This window comes from Archangium minus (assembly GCF_044360475.1).
Lineage (GTDB): Bacteria > Myxococcota > Myxococcia > Myxococcales > Myxococcaceae > Archangium > Archangium minus.
Window position 1 is genome coordinate 7,152,370 of sequence record NZ_CP043494.1, and the last position, 21,775, is coordinate 7,174,144.

General features: G+C 67.7%; 21 protein-coding genes. 8 read left to right on the plus strand and 13 right to left on the minus strand.

Going from position 1 to position 21,775, the window contains the following annotated elements; genetic code table 11:
* Positions 1-12: 12 nt before the first annotated feature.
* The 4 genes from F0U60_RS28955 to F0U60_RS28970 all read right to left on the minus strand — a co-directional run bounded on the left by F0U60_RS28955 (position 13) and on the right by F0U60_RS28970 (position 5,754).
* The gene (locus F0U60_RS28955) at positions 13-912 is read right to left on the minus strand and encodes a hypothetical protein (RefSeq protein ID WP_395804365.1); all 900 of its coding nucleotides are present in this window, start codon (positions 910-912) and stop codon (positions 13-15) included.
* A 146-nt stretch (positions 913-1,058) separates the two neighbouring features.
* Complete coding sequence (locus F0U60_RS28960; protein WP_395804367.1) at positions 1,059-2,966, minus strand: serine/threonine-protein kinase; 1,908 nt, start codon at positions 2,964-2,966, stop codon at positions 1,059-1,061.
* A 38-nt stretch (positions 2,967-3,004) separates the two neighbouring features.
* Positions 3,005-4,693: an adenylate/guanylate cyclase domain-containing protein gene (locus F0U60_RS28965; RefSeq protein WP_395804369.1), complete on the minus strand. Its 1,689-nt coding sequence runs from the start codon at positions 4,691-4,693 to the stop codon at positions 3,005-3,007.
* 101 nt (positions 4,694-4,794) lie between these two features.
* Positions 4,795-5,754 carry a hypothetical protein gene (locus tag F0U60_RS28970; protein ID WP_395804371.1) on the minus strand — a complete coding sequence of 320 codons (960 nt, stop codon included), beginning with the start codon at positions 5,752-5,754 and terminating at the stop codon, positions 4,795-4,797.
* 96 nt (positions 5,755-5,850) lie between these two features.
* On the opposite strand from F0U60_RS28970, the gene truD reads away from it, so the two are divergent.
* From truD to F0U60_RS28990, 4 genes are all read left to right on the plus strand, one after another.
* Positions 5,851-7,368, plus strand: a complete 1,518-nt coding sequence (gene truD, locus F0U60_RS28975; protein WP_395804373.1) for a tRNA pseudouridine(13) synthase TruD — start codon at positions 5,851-5,853, stop codon at positions 7,366-7,368.
* 117 nt (positions 7,369-7,485) lie between these two features.
* The gene (locus F0U60_RS28980) at positions 7,486-8,058 is read left to right on the plus strand and encodes an RNA polymerase sigma factor (RefSeq protein WP_395825502.1); all 573 of its coding nucleotides are present in this window, start codon (positions 7,486-7,488) and stop codon (positions 8,056-8,058) included.
* On the plus strand, positions 8,055-8,564 hold the full coding sequence (locus F0U60_RS28985) for a hypothetical protein (protein ID WP_395804375.1): 510 nt from the start codon (positions 8,055-8,057) through the stop codon (positions 8,562-8,564). The genes F0U60_RS28980 and F0U60_RS28985 overlap by 4 nt, the downstream gene beginning before the upstream one ends.
* 8 nt (positions 8,565-8,572) lie before the next feature.
* A complete protein-coding gene (locus F0U60_RS28990; protein WP_395804377.1) occupies positions 8,573-9,994 on the plus strand; it encodes a hypothetical protein in 1,422 nt (473 codons plus the stop codon).
* 115 nt (positions 9,995-10,109) lie between these two features.
* Here the strand turns inward: F0U60_RS28990 and F0U60_RS28995 are convergent, their stop codons facing one another.
* The 3 genes from F0U60_RS28995 to F0U60_RS29005 all read right to left on the minus strand — a co-directional run bounded on the left by F0U60_RS28995 (position 10,110) and on the right by F0U60_RS29005 (position 13,204).
* Positions 10,110-11,444: an RCC1 domain-containing protein gene (locus F0U60_RS28995; protein WP_395804379.1), complete on the minus strand. Its 1,335-nt coding sequence runs from the start codon at positions 11,442-11,444 to the stop codon at positions 10,110-10,112.
* 479 nt (positions 11,445-11,923) lie between these two features.
* Entirely contained in the window at positions 11,924-12,298 is a 375-nt protein-coding gene (locus F0U60_RS29000; protein WP_395804381.1) for a DUF1330 domain-containing protein, read from the minus strand.
* Positions 12,299-12,328: 30 nt separating this feature from the next.
* Positions 12,329-13,204: an SDR family NAD(P)-dependent oxidoreductase gene (locus F0U60_RS29005; protein WP_395804383.1), complete on the minus strand. Its 876-nt coding sequence runs from the start codon at positions 13,202-13,204 to the stop codon at positions 12,329-12,331.
* A 373-nt stretch (positions 13,205-13,577) separates the two neighbouring features.
* Between F0U60_RS29005 and F0U60_RS29010 the strand changes: the two genes are divergently transcribed.
* Both F0U60_RS29010 and F0U60_RS29015 read left to right on the plus strand, forming a co-directional pair.
* The gene (locus F0U60_RS29010; RefSeq protein ID WP_395804385.1) at positions 13,578-14,375 is read left to right on the plus strand and encodes a trypsin-like serine peptidase; all 798 of its coding nucleotides are present in this window, start codon (positions 13,578-13,580) and stop codon (positions 14,373-14,375) included.
* A 259-nt stretch (positions 14,376-14,634) separates the two neighbouring features.
* Entirely contained in the window at positions 14,635-15,093 is a 459-nt protein-coding gene (locus tag F0U60_RS29015; protein WP_395804387.1) for a universal stress protein, read from the plus strand.
* Between the two features lie 45 nt (positions 15,094-15,138).
* Here F0U60_RS29015 and F0U60_RS29020 read toward each other — a convergent pair whose 3' ends face one another.
* Both F0U60_RS29020 and F0U60_RS29025 read right to left on the minus strand, forming a co-directional pair.
* Positions 15,139-15,639 (minus strand): hypothetical protein, encoded by a 501-nt coding sequence (locus F0U60_RS29020; RefSeq protein WP_395804389.1) that lies wholly within the window; start codon positions 15,637-15,639, stop codon positions 15,139-15,141.
* Positions 15,636-15,899 carry a hypothetical protein gene (locus tag F0U60_RS29025; protein WP_395804391.1) on the minus strand — a complete coding sequence of 88 codons (264 nt, stop codon included), beginning with the start codon at positions 15,897-15,899 and terminating at the stop codon, positions 15,636-15,638. The genes F0U60_RS29020 and F0U60_RS29025 overlap by 4 nt, the downstream gene beginning before the upstream one ends.
* Before the next feature lie 156 nt (positions 15,900-16,055).
* Between F0U60_RS29025 and F0U60_RS29030 the strand changes: the two genes are divergently transcribed.
* On the plus strand, positions 16,056-17,093 hold the full coding sequence (locus F0U60_RS29030; protein ID WP_395804393.1) for a threonine aldolase family protein: 1,038 nt from the start codon (positions 16,056-16,058) through the stop codon (positions 17,091-17,093).
* A 34-nt stretch (positions 17,094-17,127) separates the two neighbouring features.
* Here F0U60_RS29030 and F0U60_RS29035 read toward each other — a convergent pair whose 3' ends face one another.
* Positions 17,128-18,276 carry a class I SAM-dependent methyltransferase gene (locus F0U60_RS29035; RefSeq protein WP_395804395.1) on the minus strand — a complete coding sequence of 383 codons (1,149 nt, stop codon included), beginning with the start codon at positions 18,274-18,276 and terminating at the stop codon, positions 17,128-17,130.
* A gap of 238 nt (positions 18,277-18,514) precedes the next feature.
* Here F0U60_RS29035 and F0U60_RS29040 point away from each other — a divergent pair, with 238 nt between their 5' ends.
* A complete protein-coding gene (locus F0U60_RS29040) occupies positions 18,515-19,051 on the plus strand; it encodes a hypothetical protein (RefSeq protein WP_395804397.1) in 537 nt (178 codons plus the stop codon).
* Here the strand turns inward: F0U60_RS29040 and F0U60_RS29045 are convergent.
* The 3 genes from F0U60_RS29045 to F0U60_RS29055 all read right to left on the minus strand — a co-directional run bounded on the left by F0U60_RS29045 (position 19,038) and on the right by F0U60_RS29055 (position 21,659).
* Entirely contained in the window at positions 19,038-19,817 is a 780-nt protein-coding gene (locus F0U60_RS29045; protein WP_395804399.1) for a lysophospholipid acyltransferase family protein, read from the minus strand. The two genes, F0U60_RS29040 and F0U60_RS29045, sit on opposite strands and share 14 nt — an antisense overlap.
* 18 nt (positions 19,818-19,835) lie before the next feature.
* Complete coding sequence (locus F0U60_RS29050) at positions 19,836-20,624, minus strand: exodeoxyribonuclease III (protein WP_395804401.1); 789 nt, start codon at positions 20,622-20,624, stop codon at positions 19,836-19,838.
* A 69-nt stretch (positions 20,625-20,693) separates the two neighbouring features.
* A complete protein-coding gene (locus tag F0U60_RS29055) occupies positions 20,694-21,659 on the minus strand; it encodes an alpha/beta fold hydrolase (protein WP_395804403.1) in 966 nt (321 codons plus the stop codon).
* Positions 21,660-21,775: the final 116 nt, after the last annotated feature.

Below are 21,775 nucleotides of genomic sequence, written 5' to 3' on the forward strand. Positions count from 1 at the left end.
GAGGGAAAGTGTTCAGCCCGCGAGCACCCAGGCCGCGGCCACCGTGAGTCCTCCGGCCACCGCGAACATCCTCCACGCCCGGCGTGCCAGCACCATGCCCGTCCCCTCACCCGCGTTGTCCAGGATGACCATCGCCGGTCCACCCTGCTTCCCGCGTAGCTCGTAGACCCCTGGCACCGGCCCCTTCCTCAGCTCCCCCACCACCAGGCACTCCTCGCCGAGCTTTCCCACTCGCTCGTACGACAGCGCCTCCTCTACCTCCGAGCCCTCCGCCGGCACTCCCGTCCCCGTCTCCGCCAGCGGCTTGCCCATGTGGCAGCGGCGGATGCGCATCGGCGCCAGCAGCAGCTTCGGCGAGAAGCTCACCGCGGCTTCCGCATGCTCCCCTCGCACCTGCAGCACCGGCGCGTAGGCTCGCTCCACCGACAGCAGGGGCCCCTTGCTCCCGTCCGGCATCACGCCGCGCAACTCCGCCTCGTAGAAGGCACACACCACACCGCCCGGCGACGTCACCTGATCACTCGACGACAGCCGGCCTCGGTACACGCCCCACCCCGGCGACTTTCCTTGGCGCAAGGCCGCTACGCCTTCGTCGATGCTCTGGGGCGCCTGGGCTCGCAGCGTATCCGCGCGAACCCTCACCCTTGAGCCCGCCACCGCCAACCCCGCTGCCGCCACCAACAGCGCGAAGCCCACCCCGTCACCCACCGCTCCGGGCGACAACCACATGAAGGGACCGGCCCGGTAACGCAGCGCGACGATCGCGAAGAGCACCGCCAGCAGCCCAAACCAGGCCAGTGGCCATTGAGGCGCGAAGGTCCGGGCGTCCTTCCGTCCGAAGGAGAACGCCGCGATCACCAGCGCCCCAAGGCCCGCCGCGTACAGCGGGGCAAATGCCCACCGCAAATCCATGGCTCCCCCTGCCCGGTGGCCCGTGAACTCGGCACGGGCCCCAGCCCGGCAAAGGTGCGCTCGCCTCCGTGCAGCCGCAAGGGCACGCCAGGGCCGTGCGCCCGTGGACTACCGGACGTGCACCCGCTTTCGGACAGGAGCTCCCCTCACTCCTGTTGGGTATCCGCCACCTTGTTGGACTTCTCGGTCTTGATGCCGCGCACCACCACGTCATCGAAGGTGCAGACCAGGTTGCGGCAGCCCAGCGCCACCTTCGCCGAGCGCCCCTGGAGACCCTCCAGGAACTTGTGCACGAAGGGCTCGTCGCCACCGTTGAGGTAGGCACTCACCTCCACGCCGTTCTTCTTCTTCTTCAACTGAAGCTTCACGCGGAAGGGACCCTGGGGCACCGGCGTCTCGTCCTGGAGCAGGTTCTCCACATCCTGCGAGCTGTTGCCCGCCACCTCCTGGCCGTCCGCGGTGGTGTACTTCCAGCCCAGCCGCATGCCGGTTTCCGGGATGGCGAAGACGGACACCTGCACGCCCTTGACCCGGTAGGACAGCTCGGAGAAGTGCTGCGCGTCCGGCTCCTCGGCGTAGCCCTTGCCCAGCGGGCTCGTGCTCATCCACACCTCGGCGGAGAAGTCGTCGCTGGAGAAGTAGTAGTCGGACAGGTAGGCACGGGGGATCAACTGTCCGCCGCTTGCTTCATTGCCTCCCTGAATTACATGGAGCTGGCCGTCCTGCAGCGTCCACGTCCCCGCACGGGCGCTCAGCTCCGCCTTGCCCTCCACGAAGTCCACGCCCAGGCGCACCCGTCCGTCCGGCAGGTCCTCCAGTGTCGAGGACACGAAGAGGTCCGCATCGGTGTTGGCCGGCCACGGCTTGTCCACCGGCACCGGCACGAACCGCGGACCCCACGAGCCGAGCACCACCTGGGTGTCGCCCCACTCGAAGAGGACGACCCGGCCCAGCATCCTTCTCGCTCCGGCGAAGATCACCACCATCCCGCCCAACACCGTCAGCGCCACCCGCACCGTGCGCCAGCCCCACCGCAGCCGACGGCGTACCGGGCTGAGCGACTCGGCCTGAGCCTGACCTGGTGGCAGCGAGACGCTCGACACGAGCGCCTCGAGCGCCTGGCACACCTCGGCGGCCCGCGCGTAGCGTGCCTCGGGCTCGTTCTCCAGCAGCCGCGCCACGATCTCGTCCACCCGCGCGTCCAACCCCGGCACGCGCTCGGACGGAAGCTTGAAGCGCCCCACCGGCAGCTCGCCGGTGAGCATCTCGTAGAGCACCACGCCAAAGGAGAACAGGTCCGCGCGCCCGTCCACGTTCTTCGCGTCCCGGCGCTGCTCCGGGGCCATGTAGTTGAGCGTCCCCATAGCCACCGCCGTGGCGGTGAGCTGCAGCCGCGAGTCTGGACGGCGGATGCCCGCCAGGCCGAAGTCCGCCACCTTCACGTGCCCGCGCCCGTCCAGCAGGATGTTCTCCGGCTTGAGGTCGCGGTGGATGATGTCCTTGTCGTGCGCGCACTCGATGGCCCGCGCCACCTGCAGCGCCATGCGCAGGGCCTCGGGAGGCGACAGCTCGCGCATCACCTCGCGCAGCGAGCGCCCCTCCACGTACTCCATGACGAAGTAGTAGTGCTCCCCGGCCACCCCGCGGTCGATGATCTGGACGATGTTGGGGTGGTTGAGCGCCGCGAGTGCCGTGGCCTCCTTGTCGAAGCGCGTGACGAACTCGGGATCCTTCGCCAGCCGCGGCGGCAGCACCTTCACCGCCACCCTGCGGCCCAGCGACTTCTGCCGTGCCAGCCACACCTCGCCCATCCCGCCCCGACCCAGCACGCGCTCCAGCGCGTAGCCCGGCAACTCCACCGACGCGCTGACGAACGTGCCCTCCCCGTCGGGCGTCCGCTGCTCCAGCGCCGTCCCCGCCGAGGGCAACGAGGGGCGCACCAGCGTGGGAGCGGACAGCTCGGGCTCCTCCTGGAAGGAGACCGGCCCCATCCGCACCGGAAAGCGGGCCCCGCAGGCACACGTCACCTGGTGACCGTCCGGGAGAGCGCTCACGTCGTGCGCACGCGCACAGCTGGGGCAGTTCAATGTGTTCATCGCCGCGAGTTGGTGATCTCCAGCCCGTGCACCCGATACGCCAGAACGCCCTTCTCCTTGCCCTTCACCTGCGTGACGGGCAGGGGCTCCGCGTCGAAGCCGTTGCCGGCCTTCTGGATGGTGGTCTGGTTGGCCACCACCTCCCCGCCCCTGGCCAGCCCACACAGGCGCGAGGCCGTGTTCACCGTGTCGCCAATGGCGGTGAACTCATGGCGCTCAGTGCTGCCCATGTAGCCCACAACGGCCTGACCGGTGTTCACGCCGATGCCCACCTCGATGGGCGGCTTGCCCGCGGCCATGCGCGAGCCGTTGAGGACCTCCACCGCGTCCTGCATCTCCAGCGCCGCGCGCAGCGCCCGCGCCGGATCATCCGGATGCGACAGCGGCGGACCCCACACGGCCATCACGCAGTCGCCGATGAACTTGTCCAGGTTCCCCTCGTGGCGGAACACCACGCCCGCCATCAGGGTGAAGAACTCGTTGAGCATCGACACCACCTCCTGCGGAGACTCGTTCTCCGACAGGGTGGTGAAGCCGCGGATGTCCGCGAACAGGCACGTCACTTCCGCCAGCCGGCTCTGCCGCAGGTCCTCGGTCTCGCCGCGGATCACCGCCTCGGCCACCGCGCGCGACAGGAAGCGGCTGAGCTCGGCGCGGGTGACGGCCTCGGCTTGAATCTGCGCGGCCAGCGCCGCGTTCTCCAGGGCGATCGCCGCCTGCGCCGCGATGCCCGAGAGGATGGTCAGGTCCTTCTCCGAGAAGGCGTTGGTCTGCTGGCGCGAGTCCAGGAACAGCACCGCCTCCAGCTGGCCCTTGCACATCAGCGGCACCGCCATGGCCGAGCGGATGCCCTGCGCCACGATGCTCTCCGAGGAGGAGAAGCGCTCGTCGATGATGGCGTCCGCGGTGAGCACCGCCTTGCGCGTCTCGGCCACCTTCTGCAGCACGGTGTCGGACACCATCACGTTGGGCGGGCTGCCCTGCCGGTGCTTCATGGCCACCGCGGTGAACTGGCCGTCCGTCCCCGGCTTGAGCACGACACCGTGGTCCGCCGCCAGCAGCTGGAAGGCCACCGAGAGGATCTGCTCGAAGAGATCCGCCTGCTTTCCCTGCTGGCTCACCTGACGGTGGAACTCGTAGGCGATGCGCAGCTTCTCGTACTCGCGCTTGAGGGTGGCGAGCTCCTGGATCTGCTCGGCGGGCCGGAAGTTCTGCGGCACCTGCTGATCCATCTGCGCGAGGAACGCGGGGATGGAGTGCGACTGCGCCACCACCGTCACCCGCGGAGCGGCGCGCCCCGGGCTCCCCACCGCCCCCGTCGGAGCGGTCACCTGGGCCGCGGCCCCTCCCGTTACCTCCCCGGAGTAGAAGACGAGCTTGGAGGCCCCCAGGCTGATCTCATCCCCGTCGCGCAGCCGCAGCTCCGCGACGCGCCGTCCATTGACGAACGTGCCGTTGGAGGAGCCCAAGTCACGCAGGATGAAGTCCCGCCCCATGCGCTCGATGGTGGCATGCTCTTTGGAGACCTCTCGGTCCACCAACCGCAGCGTGTTGGAGGGATGGCGGCCCAGGGTCGTCAGATCCCCGAGCTGGAACTCCCCTGTCGTCCCATCCGGGAACCGCCCCTTGAGGTGCGGCCCCCGAGGGCCAGCGGGTTTTGAGGATTGGGTGGGGCCTTGACTCACGCGCGAGACCTCGAAGGTCCGAACACCGACATCACCGGCGGGACACTACCAAAGGCGAGCGAGTCCCGGAACCGTCAGGCACGCCCGCCTGGGGAGCAGGCTCAGGTGCTCGGCACCGGTCTTTCCGGATTTGGCCGAGAATCCGGCGAGCTGGCCCGAGGCCCCCGGGACAGGGGATTCTTGATGGCGAGACCCACAGAGGGGTACAGGGAGACCCCGCCCAGATCGCGCTGCTGGCCGAAAACAACCGGACGGCAGTCGGTATAGCCGGCGGTGAGCTCGGCATAGAGGTGGACGTACCTGTAGCCCAGGGCGAAGCCCAGGCTGGCGCCATAGAAGTGGCTGGACACCTGAGCCGGTAGCCCCAGGTCGAAGCCCGTCACGTCCTTGCCGGACTGCGAGTAGTCCACCAGCTTCGCGTCGAGCGAGGTGCGGCTGAAGATGTACTTGGGCGCCGCGTACAGCTTGAAGATGTCCCCCAGGTCCATGCTCAGGTAGACGGGGACCTCGAGATCCCAGCGGGAGAACTCGTCGATCGTCACAATCTCCAGAGCGTCCAGCACGGGGCTCTTGAAGACGTGCCGGGAGAAGCCCACGCCGAGCGCCAGATCGTAGGACTTGCGCCGGTAATCGGGCAGGCGCGAGTCCTCCGCATCGCCGCCGTGCGCCAGGCGCAGCTTGCCGTCGAACCGGACAGAGGTGGTGCTCAGGCGCAGGCCCACGTCCAGGGTGCTGGACTCCAGCAGGCCGGCGCGGATCATCAGCTCATTGGCGGGGCCCGGCGGGGCCACCGCGAGCGCCATGCCCACACCGAGCAGCCTCTGGGCCTCCGCCTCGGGCAAGTCATAGGGCTGACCCGATTCGACGCTCTCCTTGATGGCCTTGCCCTGGTCAATGCCCTCGTCGATCAGCGTGCCGAGCTGACCCACCGGGGCGAAGACGCCCACCGCACCGGACACCTGGAACTGGCCCCGGGCGAGCGGCTTCGCCGTCTGCAGGGTGGAGAGCGTGGAGGCACAGCCGGTCGTGACCAGCAGGGCGAGCAAGAGGAAGAATCTCATGACGGGACGGAACGTTACGCCGCTAGATGTCCGGTTGTCAGGCCCCCGGCCATTCGTTCCTTCCTCTGAGGCCGCTCTGGCTGTTAAGGGAGCCTCGTGCGAATCAAGCAGAAACCCGAGGATTTCTCCGTCAAGGAGTCCTACCGCTTCGACGAGGTGGCGAGTGGTCGCCACCGCGTCTACCTGATGGACAAGCAGAAGCTGTCCACCTTCGACGCGGCGGACCGCATCCGCGAGGCGTTCGGTCTCAAACCGGGCTCTATCTCGTACTGCGGCTTGAAGGACAAGCAGGGCCGTACCGAGCAGCTCATCGCGGTGGACGGCGCGGACGTGGACATGCAGGACCCCGATCTGCGCCTGAAGTACCTGGGGCGCACGGACAAGCCCCTGTCGGCCGCCAACATCACCTCCAACCGCTTCGCCGTCACCGTGCGCATGCTGACGGAGGCGTCGATCGGCCCCCTCAACCAGGCCGCCGCGGAGATCAACCGCCTGGGCGTGGTGAACTACTTCGACAGCCAGCGCTTTGGCTCGCTCAAGCATGGCCAGGGCTTCATCGCCAAGGATCTCATCCGCGGCGACTTCGAGGCCGCGCTGCGCAACTACCTGGCCCAACCCTCGGAGCTGGATAGGACCGAGGACGCCAAGGTGAAGGCCTTCTGGCGCGAGAACTGGGGCCGGTGGGACGCGCGCGTGCCCTTCGAGGGCACCAAGAAGTACCACCGCATCCTCAAGTCCCTGCGCGAGCACCCCGGGGACTACCTGCGCGCCTTCCTGCAGATCGACGCGTCCTACCGCGCCATGCTGCTCTTCACCTACCAGAGCTACCTGTGGAACGAGGGCGTGCGGCGCTACCTCCAGCTGCTGCTGCCGCGCGAGAACCTCTTCCCCATGAAGTACCAGGCGGGCACCCTGCTCTTCCACAGAGACGCGGACCCCGAGGTGCTCCACACCCTGCGCGAGTCCACCTTCCCCCTGCTCGCCCCGGACAGCCATTTCGAGGATCCGACGGTGAAGCAGGCTGTGGACTGGGTGCTCGGCCGGGAGAAGCTGTCCCTGTCGGACCTCCGCGTCGAGGAGGCCCCTCGGATGCTCTACTTCAAGCATGAGGAGCGTCCCACGATCGTCGTCCCCCACAAGCTCGTCATCGGCCGCGTCCAGAATGACGACCTGAACCGGGGCTTCCTCAAGGTCAACATCGCCTTCACCCTGCCCCCGGGTGCCTACGCCACGCTCGTCATCAAGCGGCTCTTCCACTTCTCCTACCAGGAGGAGAGCCCCCAGCAGATCCGCGACTCCTGGCGAGCCCCCGTGGAGGACCGGGATGGAGAGGCCGCGGACACGGCCTACGCCCCCCGAGGTCCCCGGAAGGCCCCCGCGCCCACGCCTCCCCTCCCCGCCGGCAGGCCGGTCGCGAAGGCAGCCCGGCGCTCCCCGGCCACCGAGTCCTCCCCCACCCCGGGCAGGCGTCCCCAGGTCCGCGAGGCGGTCGATACCCGCCCCTCCCAGCCCTCCCCCAGCTTCCGCGAGCGCCAGCGTCAGAAAAAAGCCGCCAAGGAACAGGCCCGTCGCGAGCAGGCGGCCAAGCGCCCGGAATCACGGAAGAAGAAGTGACAGGGCCCGCTGATTTTCCCGGCGGTGCAATGGGGGACACCATGCTCCGTAGACCAGGGCGTGAATGCTCTCGCCCTCAACGCAGCAGACGTCGCGGACCTCGCCCGAGCCATCGGCATGCTGACGGCCGATGACGCCGCCGCCCCCCCTTGGAAGGCCGATGTGGTGGCCGCCCGAAGGGGGGATCCCTCGGCCTTCGAGTCGCTCGTCCGCAGTGTCCAGCGCCCGGTGTACGGCCTGGCGCTGCGCCTGCTCGGCAACGAAGCCGAAGCTTCTGAAATCGCCCAGGAGGCCTTCCTGCGCGCCTACCAGAACCTGCACAAGTACGACGAGTCGCGGCCCTTTGATCTCTGGGTGATGGCCATCACCCGCAACCTGTGCCTGGACCTGCTGCGCCGGCGCACCAAGGTGAAGACGGAGGAGCTCGAGCCGATGAAGGAGGTCCTCCCCAGTGGCGAGGCCTCGCTCGAGGAGGGCGCCATCGCCCGCCAGGAGCGCCAATCCCTGGAGGCGGCGCTCGCCACCCTGTCCGCCGACGACCGGGAGGTGCTCGCGCTCTACTACGTGCAGAAGCGCACCACGAAGGAGATCGCCCAGGTGCTGGGCTGCGCGCCCGGTACCATCATGGCGCGCCTGTTCCGCGCCCGGGAGAAGCTCCGCAAGAAGATGAGCCCGGAGGAACCCACATGACCCCCACCACTTGTGAGTGCCCGGACCTCGAGGAGCTCTTCACCGAGCTGGAGGTAGGTGAAGGCCCTGCCCTGGAGCACGCGAAGGGTTGCCCGCTGTGCACCGCCATCATCGAGGAGCACCGGCTGTTGGAGAAGGATCTGTACCGAATGGCGGATCCGCTCCCTCCACCGGACCTGGTGCACAAGGTGATGGCGCGGGTGGCCGCCGAGCCCCCGCCCCTGCGCAGCGAGCTATGGACGGGCGTGTCCATCCTCGCCGTCTCCATCCTGGCGGGACTCGGGGTGCTGCTCTCCAACGACGCAGCCCTGAGCGGAGCCGGCACCGGCCTGGCCCGCTTCCTGGTGGATGGCAAGGCCTTCCTCGAGGCGCTGCTGAGTGGAGCGCGCGCCCTGTGGAACACCGCGGCGGCTCCTGTCGCCGGCGTGCTCGCCTTCCTCCTGTTCACCTCCTTGTTCGGAATCAAGCGGCTGGCCGGCGACGGCCCTACCCCTTCTGAAGCGTGAGTGTCGCCATGAAGATCTCCAAGCGCCTGTTGCTCCCCACCCTCCTGCTCGCCTCGCCTCTCGCTCTTGCACAGACGCCGGCCCCCACGCCCAACGCCGAGGCCCGCGCCCAGGACACCGTCGACATCCAGTTCCGCGGCTCGCTGCGGGATGCCATCCAGGAGATCGCCGAGGAAGGAGGCATCAACGTGGTCGTCACCGGCGACCTGGACTCCCCCGCCGAGGTCCGCCTGAAGAACGTCAGCGCCGAGCAGGCCCTGCGCACGGTGGCTCGCGCCTACTCGCTGAAGATTGATCAGGACAACGGCATCTACACCCTGCGTCCGATGACGGCCGAGGAGAAGGCCCAGGTCAGCGCGGCCCCCACGCCACCCACGCCGCCAACCCCGCGGGCTCCCGCTGTCGCGCCGCTGCCTCCGGTGCCCCCGGACGTGGCGGACGAGGTGGCACAGAGCGCCCTGGACGAGGACGAGGTGAAGGAGCGCGTGCGCGAGAAGATGAAGCAGGTGCGGCGTTCCAGCCGGGGCTCGCGCGACGTGGTGGCCCGCGGCCGCTCGCTAGAGGTGAAGGAGGGCGAGACGGTGGACAGCGCGGTCGTCTACGGCGGCAACCTGGTGGTGAGGGGCAACGTGGAGGACGACGCGGTCGTCTTCGGCGGCAACCTGGAGGTCACCGGCCATGTGGAGGGTGACGTGCACGCCTTCGGTGGCAACGTGGTGCTCGGCCCGGGTGCCTCGGTGGAGGGCGACGTGTCGTCCTTCGGCGGCGAGGTCCTCAAGCAGGACGGTGCGAGGGTGGAGGGCAGCACCGAGTCCTTCGGCGGCGCCAACATCGGCCGGATGGTGGCCGGAGAGATCAAAGAGAACATCAAGCAGTCCCGGCGGCAGGCCTCCTCGGACGGGGACGAGGACAATGAGCGCGAGGAGCGGAACGGCAACAGCTTCGCGGGCTTCCTGCTGACGTTCGCCATGCTCTTCGGCATGGGCTTCCTGGGTCAGCTCTTCTTCCCGGCGCGGATGAAGGAACTGGGTGCGGAGGTTCGGGCGCAGCCGGTGAAGAACGGCATGGTGGGGCTGCTGGGGGCGCTGGCGTTGATTCCCACCCTGCTGATCCTGACCGTGACGATCATCGGCATCCCCCTGGTGCTCGCCCTGCTCGTCGTGGTGCCCCTGGTGACGGCGATAGGCTTCGCGGCGGTGGCGAGTGAGCTCGGCGCGCGGTTGCCGATTCCGAGCAGCCGCAAGACGCAGGCGATGGTGCTGGCCCTGGGACTGCTGATCCTCTTGGTGGTGGGCCAGATCCCGGTGCTGGGGGCCCTCGTGCTGACACTGGCGACGCTGGTGGCGCTGGGCGCGGTCATCCGCACCCGCTTCGGGCACCGCCCACGGGGCATGCCGGAGCCCATCATCTCCGACCGCATGCCGGCCTGAGCGCGGGCGGCCCTGAAACAAGAAGAACTCCTCCGGGGGGTGGCACGAGGCGCGAGACGCTTCGGTCCGCCCCCCGGAGTTATTTCGGGCCCGGATTCCTCTCAGGAAAGACGGATTACGGCGTCGACGTGGAGAAGCTCAGCTGAGTCGGCGTGCCGTTGGAGGTTGCCGCGGTGATGCGCCCGAGCTTCCCATGATTGTTGCTGCCCCAGGTCCAGACGTCTCCGTTGCCGTCCATGGCCATGGAGAAGTCCTCTCCCCCGGCCACATAGCTCCAACCCGGGATGACGACGACCGGCTGCACCGGAGTGAACCTCGACAAAGTACTACCGACCCCGAGCTGGTAGGACGAATTGGTGCCCCAACCCCAGAGCCCAGAGGACGTCACGGCCAGCGAGTGCGAATGGCCGCTGGCGAGCCGGCTCACGCCCGTGAGATAGGGAGAACCCGAGGTCGAGCCCGAGCCCGCGGACACCCTACCCGGGCTCGTGGAAGTGCCCAGCTGACCGGAGGTCGTGCTCCCGAAGCCGTAGACAGTGCCATCCGAGAGCAGGGCCAGGGTGACCTGGAGGCCCGCCGAGACATCCACCGCCGTCGTGCCCACGGGCAGACTGACCTGGACGGCCTTGGTCCGATAACTGACCTTCGTTCCATTCACATAGCCCGCCTCCCCTAGCTGGCCGGCACCGTTACCTCCCCAGACCCACAGAGAGCCATCGGCTCGCACCGCCGCACCGTGCACCCCACCCGCCGCGATGGCCACCACATCGGTCAGAGGTTGCGAGGTGTCCTCCCTCAACACCTGTACCGGGCTCGGCGTCTCAGTAGAAGTCGTGCCATTGCCGCTCTGACCCGACGTATTGAACCCCCAGGCGTACACTTCCCCGGTGGATTTCAGGGCCATGGACAATGAGCTGTAACCGTGCGCCGAGATGGCCACCACATTGGACAGGCTCGGCACCTGGGCCGGGAGACGGCCGCAGCCCAGCAGCGTCGGGTCGGCATTGCACGTCAGTTCAGACGGCAATTCGGTCGTCTTGAGTCCCAACCCGAGCCGGCCGGTTGTCGGGGCGCCCCAGGTCCACACGTGACCCGTGGAATCCAGGGCCATGGAGTGATACTCGCCCGCCGCGACACTCGCGAAGCTGACGGGCAATCCTCCACTCTGCACCTGCAGTTGCGCGGGCAGGGTGCGATCCTCGGTCTTCGGGGTCGTACCATCCCCGAGCTGGTAATAGACATTGTGGCCCCAGGACCACACGGAGCCGTTGCGCACCGCCAGGCCGTGATACCGCCCGGCGGCCACCGGGGAGACCGCGCTCGTCACGCGCTGCTTCACCTGGGCCGGTACGCTCCCCCCATTCACTTCGGCGCCACCGCAGCCCGCCACCCACATGACTCCCACGCTCACCGACGCCAGCACCTTCAACGACATACTTCCCTTGTACATGCGTTCTCCCGTTGAACAACACTCGTCTCGAAGACGTCAAACACTCACAACCGTGAATCACCCAGACAAAGCAATACACCGGCGGTCACCGACCGCTCTGAACGCGCCAGGAACTACAGCTGAGCATCAACGGCGCGGGGCATGATGCATGCCACTCAACACATGCCACCAGTTCCTCGGAGACCAAGCAGACAGGCGCCCCATGGACGCCAGAGTGACGGTTTCCATCAGGCAGTGCCGCCAATAATTGTCAGTCAATGACGTCGTTCGTCCATCGGGCCCCGGGTCCATCCATCCGCGCGCTGACCGGCCGCCGTTGGATGGCGCCAAAGCCCGACAGGTGCTTTTCTACGAAACCAGGCACTGTCCCGCTGTGAACAGGATCACAGCCAGACAGTGTATGGCTTCATAGGGAAGAGCCCCCATCAGGGATATCTTCACCCACCGTCGAATTCCCTCACACTCCAGATGAACTCCCGTTACTTCTGGCGGCTCGGCCACGGCGTCGTGGCCTGTAGCACCGCCTCCTGCAACGCGTCGGTGCGCAGGTGGGTGATGGCCTGGTAGCCCGGATCGGCCACCATCTGGCTGAAGGCGGCGCGGTTCGGGTAGCGAACCAGCAACACCGCGTCCCAGGCCTGTCCCGACTCGGCCACCAGCGCCGTCGAGCCATCCCCCGCGTACACCACCTCACCACCCACCTTCTCAAGGAAGGGCTGGATGGCGCGCCCATACTCCGCGTAGGACTTCCTGCCGCCCTCCTTGAAGCGCAGCAGGTTCAACATGACGACGGGGCCTCCCGGATCCTCCTGGAGGTAGCGCTTGAGGTCCGAACCACGTGGATCAACAGCCATAGGGCCTCCCTGGAATAGAAAGGCCTGAGGCTACTCGGGTCCGCCCGCCAGCAGCACGTGTTGTCCACGGTCCGGGTGCGCGGGCTCCAGCAGCGAGGTGCCGTAGCGGAGCTGTTTCGCGGCCGGCAGACCTGCGGCCCTCAGCACCCCGCGCGGCAGCAGCGACGAGAAGTGCATCATCCACCGGTAGGCCAAACCCGGGTACACGAGCGGCGCGGCGCGATCGAAGCCGTCAATGGCCTCGCGGGCGCACTGGGCCGCGCTGATGCGCAGCCACGCCGGAGGACCACCGACGCGCTCTCGCGTCCCCGCCACCTCGCTGAACTCGGTGTCCACGGGCCCAGGTGCCACTTGTGTCACCACCACCCCCGTCCCGAGTAGCTCCAACCGCAACGATTCCGTGAAGCCATCGAGGAAGTGCTTGGTGGCGGCGTAGACGGCCAGCCCCGGGACGAACGTCCGCGCCCCTCCGGAGCTGATGTTGAGGATGCCGCCGCGCTTGCGCTCCACCATGTGTCGCAACAGCCGGTGCGTGAGCAGCAGGGGCGCCGTCACGTTCACCTGCAACATCTGGTGGATGTGCGACCAGCTCTCCTGCTCATAGAGGCTGTAGTCCCCCAGGCCCGCGTTGTTCACCAGCACGTCCACCCGAACGAGGTGCCGGGACAACGAGTCCAACAGCGAATCCACGTCGTCCGGGTGGGCCAGATCGCACCGCTCCACCAGCACCCCCAGCGTGGGGTTGCGCTCGAGCAGCTCGTCGCGCAGGGCCTCCAGGCGCTCCTCTCGGCGCGCCACCAGCACCAGCGTCCGGGCCCGCCGGGCGAGCTGACGTGCGAGCTCCCGGCCAATCCCCGAGGAGGCTCCCGTAATGAGGATGGTGCCGGAATCAATGGGTGGACGCATGGACTCCTCCTTGCCTCGACAACACCGGAAGCTAGGTACCCGCTCCTCCCCCCACATGACGCGCCGGGCCGGACGCCCTCCGGGCCACCCCACACCGCCCCACCGTCTCGTTTCACTACGAATCCAAGAATTCCCGTGTTCTAATCCAGGACAGGGAGCGCCCTTCGGCAAGCGCTGGAACAGACTCAGGTTTTATCCGGGGTTGTGCAGTCCTTTTACATTTGCAACCCAGAGACAGGCGCGCCCGTGCTCCATCCGCGTCACGACACGGAAACGCCTCCAGAGGGACAACGGGGAGCGGAGCCGTTGGCACGACACGTGCCATGCGGCATTGCCCGCGCACTCCCGCGCGAGAGAACACCCCCTCCTCCCTATGAACCTGAAGATTGTTCGTGCGTTTCTGGTGGTCGGTCTGACCGGCTGCGGTGCATCCGAGCTGCCGATGGACGTTCCGGACGCGGAGTTGGGCTCCAACGAGTCCAACGTGATCGTCGGTTCAGTGAACTGGACTGCCGCCACCTCGCTGAGCTCCACCAGCACCGAGCGGGCCCGGTCCAAGGCGGTGGGTTACCTGTCGATCCCCGCCGTGGGCAGCCGCTGCACCGCGTGGCTCGTGGCTGATGACAAGGTCATCACCAACAACCACTGCATCGGCAGCAGCGCGGACGCGGTGGGCGCCAAGGTGTCCTTCAACTACGAGGACGGCGTCGCCTCCACCAGCCGCATCTGGTACGACTGCTCCACGTTCGTGCGGACCTGGACGGCCGAGGACATGACGGTCATCCAGTGCAAGGCGCTCAACGGCTACCTCCCCGGCCAGGTGTACGGGAAGCTCACCGTGGCCAGCGGCAACGCCGCGAACAACTCCGCGATGTACATCGTCCACCAGAACTGCGACTACAACGCGACCCCGAGCTGCGTGCCCACGAAGAAGTACTCGCCCGGCACGGTGCTCAACACCAACGCGACCAGCAACGAGCTGTCGTACAACGCGGACACGCTGGGCGGATCGTCGGGCTCGCCGGTGCTGGGCGGCGCGGGCACCACCTACGCGCACCAGGTGATCGGCCTGCACCACGTGGGCGTCGGCTCCAACTACAGCTCCAGCGCCTACAACCGGGGCGTTGAGGCCTCCGCCATCAAGGCGCGCCTGTCGAGCATCGGTCTGTAGTCCCCAGTCAGTCCCCCAGGCAGTACCCCCAAGCAGTACCCCCACCCCCACTCAAACGGCGGCTCCTCACGGGGTCGCCGTTTGTTTTTTGGGCGCCCCCGCCCGGCGCAAGGCTTGCGCTCGCCCCGCCGCCACACGCAAGAGTTTGCATGCGGACATCCCTCCTCCCAAGAGACTCCCCTGGCACGCATCTTCCAGAGATGAAGGGAGAAGAAGCCCGCTCCACTTCGGAAGCCGGGCGGTAACGGAGGGAACAGCGATGCCCACGCCTACTCGCATCCTCGTGCCCGTGGACCTGATGGAGGGGTCCCGAGCCATCATCGATTACGCGGTCCAGCTCGCTAGGCCGTTCAACGCCTCCATCGAGGTGCTCCACACCTGGGAGCCGCCCCAGTACGTGGCGCCAGATCTCCTGGTGGCTGCGCCGGGATGGAATCCTCAGTCGCTGGAGAAGACGGCGCTCGATGCGGCACGCAAGGAGCTGGAGACGCTCATCGGCGCGTTCAAGGGCGCAGGCCCCCTCTCCCAGCGGATGGAGGTGGGTGAGCCGGCCTCGGCCATCCTCCGTGTTGCCGAGACGGGCGGGTACGATTTGATCGTCATGGGCACTCACGGTCGCCGAGGCCTGCCCAGGCTGCTGCTCGGCAGCGTGGCCCAGAAGGTCATCGCTCGAGCGCACTGCCCTGTCCTCACCCTGCATGTGACCGAAGAGAAGTAACCATAGCGGGCGCGGGGGGTGGTCACGCGCCACTCCTCCGCGCCCTCACCGCCCCGGAGCGCGCCCCCCTGCCTCCGAGCCCGTGACAGGAGCGGCCTGCTTCGCCGCCTGGCGGGCCTTCAGCACGGTGGGCAGGCAGAGCACCAGCATCGCGCCCATCACCAAGGCCGCCCCCAGCAGCTCTCGTCTCCCCGCCCCCGGCATGCCGAGCAGCACCGACAGGAGCCCGGTGGCCACCACGCCCGCGACGATGCTCGAGGCACGGTTCACCGGGACGCAGAAGGAGTTCTCCCGGTGATCCAGCAGGATGAGGCCCCCAAAGACGCCCGTCCCCTGTGACAGCACCCCCACGAGCAGCTCCTCGAGCACCCGTCCGCGCGTGAGCAGGTCCGTGAAGCCGTGACGAATGTCGGAGAGCACGGGCCCCTCGCCGAGGAGCGCCGCCCCCACCAGGACGACCACGAGGGCAGGCGTAGCCACCATCTGCTCCTCGACGAAGTAGCGGATGCTGGCCGAGGCGTCCTGCCCCTTGGCCAGGTGGCTCATGAAGCGCAGGCGGATGAAGTAGCCGAGAACGGGACGCGCACACCGAGCACCGTGCGGGTGCTCGCGTACTGCCACCAGCCCCGGGCGGTGAGGAAGAGGAACATGCCCACCCCGGACGCGAGCGTGCTCCACGGCAGCACGCGCGTCATGCCGTCCAACGCCCCCTGTGAAAGCGCCTTGGTGAGCGCGCTGTACGGCGCGTAGCAGGCGAAGTAACCGAAGGCATACCCCCAGATGGCGAGATCGCGTCGGTGGTTCATCAGCTCCAAAGGGGTTCCTCCTCGAAGTCCAGCTGGCATGTGTTGCAAGAGTGACGCCGAGGGCAAGGGGAAGCCCTGAGAGAGCATTCGACAAGGCAGTGGAATCGCGGGTAGAGGAGGCGCTCGCCAGAGCAGCGATCTAGGAGCAATCCAGCCATGAATCCGAAGCGAAGCTTTGCCAGCGACAACAACGCGGGAATCCACCCCACCCTGCTCGAGGCCATCGCCCGGGCCAACGTAGGCCACACCAAGGCCTACGGAGACGATCCGTGGACCGAGCGCGCGGTGGCGAAGTTCCGTGAGCACCTGGGCTCACACGTGAACGTGCACTTCGTCTTCAACGGCACCGGCGCCAACGTGCTGGGGCTGAGCGCGCTCCTGCGGCCGTACCAGGCCATCCTCTGCGCCGAGAGCGCCCACATCAACGTGGACGAGTGCGGCGCGCCGGAGAAGATCACCGGCGGCAGCAAGCTCGTGGACATCCCCACCCCAGACGGCAAGCTGACCCCAGCGCTGGTGGAGCCACGCATCCGCGGCCTGGGGGATCAGCACCACGTGCAGCCCCGCGTCATCTCCATCTCCCAGACCACCGAGCAGGGCACTGTCTACACCCCCGAGGAGATCCGCGCGCTCGCGGACCTGGCGCACCGCCACGGCATGTACCTGCACATGGACGGCGCCCGCATCTCCAACGCCGCCGCCGCGCTCAACGTGCCCCTGCGCGCCATCACCACCGACTGCGGCGTGGATATCCTCTCGTTCGGCGGCACCAAGATTGGCCTGATGATCGGCGAGGCCGTCGTCGTCTTCGATCCGAAGCTGGCCACTGATTTCAAGTTCCTGCGCAAGCAGGGCATGCAGCTCGCCTCGAAGATGCGCTTCGTGGCCGCCCAGTTCGAGGCGCTCCTTACCGATGACCTCTGGCTGAAGAACGCGCGCCACGCCAACGACATGGCGGCGTTGCTGGCCCGGGAGGTCTCCTCCATCCCCAAGGTGCGCGTCACCCAGACCACCCAGGCCAACGCCGTCTTCGCCGCCCTGCCCGCGGAGCTCATCCCCCGGATGCAGGAGCACGCGTTCTTCTACGTCTGGGACGAGCGCACCTCCGAGGTGCGCTTGATGACGTCCTTCGACACCACCGAGGAGGACGTGCGCGGCTTCGCCCACCGACTGCGCGAGCTGGTGGGCGGCTGAGCCGCGCCCGTCCGGTCAGACCTCGGGCGGGCGCTTAGAGGTCGCGCTCGCCGAGGTTCTTCGTCCCGACCCACCGCATGCGGTTGAACTTGTCGAGGTTCTTGTTGGCGACGACCTGGAAGCAGGTCGACGAGCCCTGGGCGGCGATCTCCACGGACCAGCCGAGGAACATCTGCCACAGCCGGAACCACCACTCACCGTAGGTCTTCACGACCTCGGCGCGGTTGGCCATCCAGTTGTCGTACCAGCGCGAGATGGTCAGCGAGTAGTGGATGCCCACGTTCTCCACGCTGTGGATCTCGAACCCGGCGCTCTCCAGGTTGCTGACCACGAACGAGAGCGGCATGGACGCATCCGCGCCCGGGAAGATGTACTTGTTCATGAACAGGCCCCACACCAGATCCTCCAGGTGGTAGCCCAGCAGGCCCTGCTTGGCGCGCAACCCGGCGATCTGCAGGTAGAAGAGGCCGTCATCCGTGAGCATGTCGTAGACCTGCCGCATGAAGCCCTGGAAGTTCTTCACGCCCACGTGCTCGGCCATCTCCAGGCAGGAGATCTTGTCGTACGGGCCCCGGGGAATGTCGCGGTAGTCCACGGTGAGGATACGGGCGCGGTCGCTCACGCCCATGCGCGCGATCTGCTCCGTGGCGTACGCGGCGCCCTTCTGCGCGATGGTGACGCCCGTCGAATCGACGCCGTAGTCCTTCGCGGCGGTCGCCACGAGCGTTCCCCAGCCACAGCCGATGTCCAGGTAGCGCTCGCCCTTCTTGAGCTGCAGCTTCTCGCCGACCAGCTTCATCTTCTGGTCCTGCGCCTCCTCGAGCGTCTGGTTGGGCGAGGTGAAGAAGCCCGAGGTGTAGATCATCCTCGGCCCGAGGAACCAGCTGAAGAAGTCGTTGCCGCGGTCGTAGTGCTCGCGGGCGATGCGCACGTCCTGCTCCTGCGAGTGGATGACCACCTCGGGCAGGAAGCGGGTGAACAGGAACTTGAAGTGCTCGGCGACCGGCTTGTAGTCGACGACCTTCTGCCGCTCGCGGATGAACGCGAGGAAGTCACCTTCGATGTCGAGCCGCTGGTGGATGTAATCCTCGATGAGGGTCGCCATGGGAACCTTCCCGGCGCCGTAGCGAGCGCTGATGGAAGGGTCCTTCGGGTTCAGACGGAACGACGTGACAGCATCCATGCATCCTCCTTGGAAGGTTCGCGCCCTGCCGGGTTACGGCTGGACGCGAGGGGCCGACACTCTATGTGCGGGCACGCGGCTCTGATACCACGGAGTCCGAGAATTGCGACGCACCGCACCATGGATCGGGCTCGACACCTGATTTCGATTGTGAGTGGAGCCCGGCAATGAGTCCGGCGGACCTTCGTAGAGCCGGATGCGCCGCTCCGAGCGGCCGCTCTCCTGGGGTCCACGAACCATGTCCAAGTCCCTGCTGTCCGCCACGCTCGCCATCCTCAGCCTGCTCGCCGCCGTGCCCACCTCTGCCCGCGCGGAGGACAAGGCTGGCAAGGCGGACAAGGACGAGCGGCCCACGTGCACCATCAGCGTCAAGAAGGGAGACCTGTTCGCCCAGGGCAAGGACCTGATCGTCGAGGGCAAGGACGCGGTCCGAGACGCGGTGGCCATCGACGGTGACGTGGTGGTCCGCGCGGGCACCTCCGTCAACGACGTGGTGTCTCTGCGCGGCAAGGTGACGGTCGAGTCCGGCGCTCGGGTGGCGGGAGACGTGAGCGCCATCGGCGGGGACGTCCACATCCACAAGGGGGCCACCATCGCGGGAGATGTGAGCGCCATCGGGGGCCAGATTCAGGCCGACGAGGGGGCCTCCATCGCCGGCGACAAGAACGAGCTCTCCCTCAACATCAATGGGGAGAACCTGTTCCGCAATCTGGTGGGCCACATCTTCTCCGGCAAGGGCACCACCCACTGCCAGGTGCGGCTCAGCGAGAACTGACTTCCCGCTCCGGCTCGGTGGAGGCCGAGAGCCCGGCGCTCGTGTGTGGCATCAGCGAGGCCCGAAGCGAGAGGATCTGCTCCCGGGCCATGTTCTTGAGCCGCTCCACGTCCGCGAGCGTCATGCCCTTGGTGGAGATGGGCGTGCCCACCGTCACCAGCGCGCGTGCCGTGGCGAAGCGCCACGAGTGCTTGGGCAGCGCCCGGCGCGTCCCGCTCACCGCCACGGGCAGCACGTCCGCCCCCGTCTCGATGGCCAGGCGGAAGGCGCCATCCTTGAAGGGCAGCAGCTCATCCGTCTTCGAGCGCGTGCCCTCGGGGAAGATCATCACTGGCATGCCCTTGTCCAGCCAGCGGGCGCAGGTGGCCATGGCCTCCTGGGCCGAGTCCTTCTCGCCTCGGCGCACGGGGATGTCCCCGGCCAGCCACATGCTCCAGCCCACCACGGGAATCTTGAAGAGCGAGGCCTTGCCCAACCACTTCATCTCCCAGGGCAGGTAGGAGATGAGGAATGGGTCCGCGTTGGACTCGTGGTTGCTCACCACCACCGTGCGTCCCGCGGGGCGCACGGGCTTGCCGTGCACGCCGAACTTCCAGAAGGGGTTGAGCCGAGCCGCGGTGACGCCGATGAGCCGAAAGGCTCGCCCCGTCACCACCTTGCGCTTGTCGAAGGGCCAGGTGACGACCAGGGGGGCCTGGATGCAGAAGCCCGTCAGGGCCACCACACCGGTTTCCAGCCACGCGTACATGGAGAGCAGTGCGTTCATGAGGTCCCTCCCGGCCTATCAGCGGCGGACCTTGGGGTCCAGATCCACGCTGACAGGACAGTGATCTGAGCCGAGGATGTGCGGGTGGATGGCCGCGCGTTTCACGTAGGGCATGGCCCCGGGCGAGGCCAGCACGTAGTCCAGCCGCCAGCCCACGTTGCGCTCGCGCACCCCGAAGCGCTGGCTCCACCAGCTGTAGTGCCCCGTCCCCTTCTCGAAGTGGCGGAAGGTGTCCACCCAGCCGGCGCGAATCCACCGGTCGAACTCCTCGCGTTCCTCGGCGAGGAAGCCGCTCGTCTCCCGGTTGTCCTTGGGGCGCGCCAGGTCAATCTCCTGGTGGGCGGTGTTGAAGTCCCCCATCACCAGGACGCGCTCACCGTCGCGCAGGCCCTTCTCCAGCCGCTCGAAGAGGCGCCGGTAGAAGTCCAGCTTGAAGGGCACGCGGCTGTTGTCCCGCTCCTTGCCGTTACCGTTGGGAAAGTAGCAGTTAACCACCATGAGGCGCCCGAAGCGGGCCACCTGCAGCCGGCCCTCGTCGTCCATGTCCTTCACGCCCAGCACCGTCTCCACGTCGTCCGGGGCCTTGCGCGCGAAGAGGCCCACCCCGCTGTAGCCAGGGCGCACGGCTGACACGAAGTGGGTGGCGCGCCAGCCCCTAGGGGCACGCACCTCCTCCGGGAGCTGCTCCTCGCGGGCCCGCACCTCCTGCACGCCCACCACATCGGCCTTCTCGGCCGCCAGCCAGTCCAGGAAGCCCTTCTTGTGGGCCGACCTCAGTCCGTTCACGTTCCAGGAGACAATCCGCACGGTACTGCTTTCATTGCCTGACCGGCGCGCGTGGGTCCAGTCCCGAGGCGCGCCGACCGCCTGCCCGCTTCAAGACTCGGGCGGACTGGGCGTCTCCGGGTACGCCGGGCCCACGCCGCAGCGTTGACGGAAGGCGCGCACGGCCTCGGCGATCTCCGTGCCCGCCTCCACCAGCCCCGCGTGCCCCGCGTCCTCCACCAACAGCCACTCCGCGGCCGGGAGCCGCTCGCGCATCCGCTCCATTTCGCGCAGCGTCACCAGGAGATCGTTCTTCGCGGCGATGATCTGCGTGGGTACCCGGACAGAGGGCAGCACGTCCCAGGACGGCGGGGCCTCCATCAGGCCGCGCATCATCATCCAGAAGGCCAGCGGATCCATCCGGCGCAGGGCCAGCATGAACTCCAGGATGTCCGCGCGCGGAGCACGGGCCCGTAACAGTCCCGTGGCACGCCCGAACGGATACGCCAGCCGCGAGGAGAGGAACTCGTGGACGAGCGGCGCCAACCGGGGCACCAGCGGAGTCAGGGTCCGCAAGGTGCGAGCCAGGGTGGCATGCGCACCTGGCAGAGGAATGATCCAGGCGCTCGGATCCGGGGAAGCAGGGCTCCCGGCAATGAACGTCATGGCGGGCACCAGCTCTGGCCGACGCCGGTAGAGCTCCAGCACCACCCGGACGCCCATGGAGAAGCCCACATGATGAGGCGGTCGGCCGTCTCCGCGGGTCATCATCTGCTCGGTGACACGCTCGAGGTCATCCACATGGGCGCGCAGGGCGTAGTCACCCGTGGAGGACAGCTCGCTCCGGCCATGGCCGCGGTAGTCCCAGTGCACCACCCGGTGGTCCTGCTCCAGGTCCGAGATGATGTACCGCCAGAAGTTCTCCGAAGTGCCAATCCCATTGGTGAGCAGCACCCCTGGGCGGGAGGCGAGCGCCGGCTCCGCCTCACCCTCCGGGGCATGACCCACATGCGTGTGGTACGCGATGCGGGTGCCATCGGGTGCGGTGACGAAGCGGGTGAGCCGGCGGTAGGGCATACCCGCCCACCATTCGGTCGCTCGCTGGCGGGTGCAAGCTCAAATGTTGACCATTCGGTGCCGATGAAGCCCTCGCCCCCGCTGTTGTTCCCTGTCCGATTTCTTCCGGGCGCGGC

Bases quoted from the DNA above. Each gene is read 5' to 3' on its own strand.
- F0U60_RS29040 (WP_395804397.1), top strand. From the start codon at position 18,515: ATGTCCAAGTCCCTGCTGTCCGCCACGCTCGCCATCCTCAGCCTGCTC.
- F0U60_RS28995 (WP_395804379.1), bottom strand. From the start codon at position 11,444: ATGTACAAGGGAAGTATGTCGTTGAAGGTGCTGGCGTCGGTGAGCGTG.
- F0U60_RS29030 (WP_395804393.1), top strand. From the start codon at position 16,056: ATGAATCCGAAGCGAAGCTTTGCCAGCGACAACAACGCGGGAATCCAC.
- F0U60_RS29010 (WP_395804385.1), top strand. From the start codon at position 13,578: ATGAACCTGAAGATTGTTCGTGCGTTTCTGGTGGTCGGTCTGACCGGC.
- F0U60_RS29015 (WP_395804387.1), top strand. From the start codon at position 14,635: ATGCCCACGCCTACTCGCATCCTCGTGCCCGTGGACCTGATGGAGGGG.
- F0U60_RS29025 (WP_395804391.1), bottom strand. From the start codon at position 15,899: ATGAACCACCGACGCGATCTCGCCATCTGGGGGTATGCCTTCGGTTAC.
- F0U60_RS29000 (WP_395804381.1), bottom strand. From the start codon at position 12,298: ATGGCTGTTGATCCACGTGGTTCGGACCTCAAGCGCTACCTCCAGGAG.
- F0U60_RS29020 (WP_395804389.1), bottom strand. From the start codon at position 15,639: ATGAGCCACCTGGCCAAGGGGCAGGACGCCTCGGCCAGCATCCGCTAC.
- F0U60_RS29045 (WP_395804399.1), bottom strand. From the start codon at position 19,817: ATGAACGCACTGCTCTCCATGTACGCGTGGCTGGAAACCGGTGTGGTG.
- F0U60_RS28955 (WP_395804365.1), bottom strand. From the start codon at position 912: ATGGATTTGCGGTGGGCATTTGCCCCGCTGTACGCGGCGGGCCTTGGG.
- F0U60_RS29005 (WP_395804383.1), bottom strand. From the start codon at position 13,204: ATGCGTCCACCCATTGATTCCGGCACCATCCTCATTACGGGAGCCTCC.
- F0U60_RS29035 (WP_395804395.1), bottom strand. From the start codon at position 18,276: ATGGATGCTGTCACGTCGTTCCGTCTGAACCCGAAGGACCCTTCCATC.
- F0U60_RS28970 (WP_395804371.1), bottom strand. From the start codon at position 5,754: ATGAGATTCTTCCTCTTGCTCGCCCTGCTGGTCACGACCGGCTGTGCC.
- F0U60_RS29055 (WP_395804403.1), bottom strand. From the start codon at position 21,659: ATGCCCTACCGCCGGCTCACCCGCTTCGTCACCGCACCCGATGGCACC.
- F0U60_RS28985 (WP_395804375.1), top strand. From the start codon at position 8,055: ATGACCCCCACCACTTGTGAGTGCCCGGACCTCGAGGAGCTCTTCACC.
- F0U60_RS28990 (WP_395804377.1), top strand. From the start codon at position 8,573: ATGAAGATCTCCAAGCGCCTGTTGCTCCCCACCCTCCTGCTCGCCTCG.
- F0U60_RS28980 (WP_395825502.1), top strand. From the start codon at position 7,486: ATGCTGACGGCCGATGACGCCGCCGCCCCCCCTTGGAAGGCCGATGTG.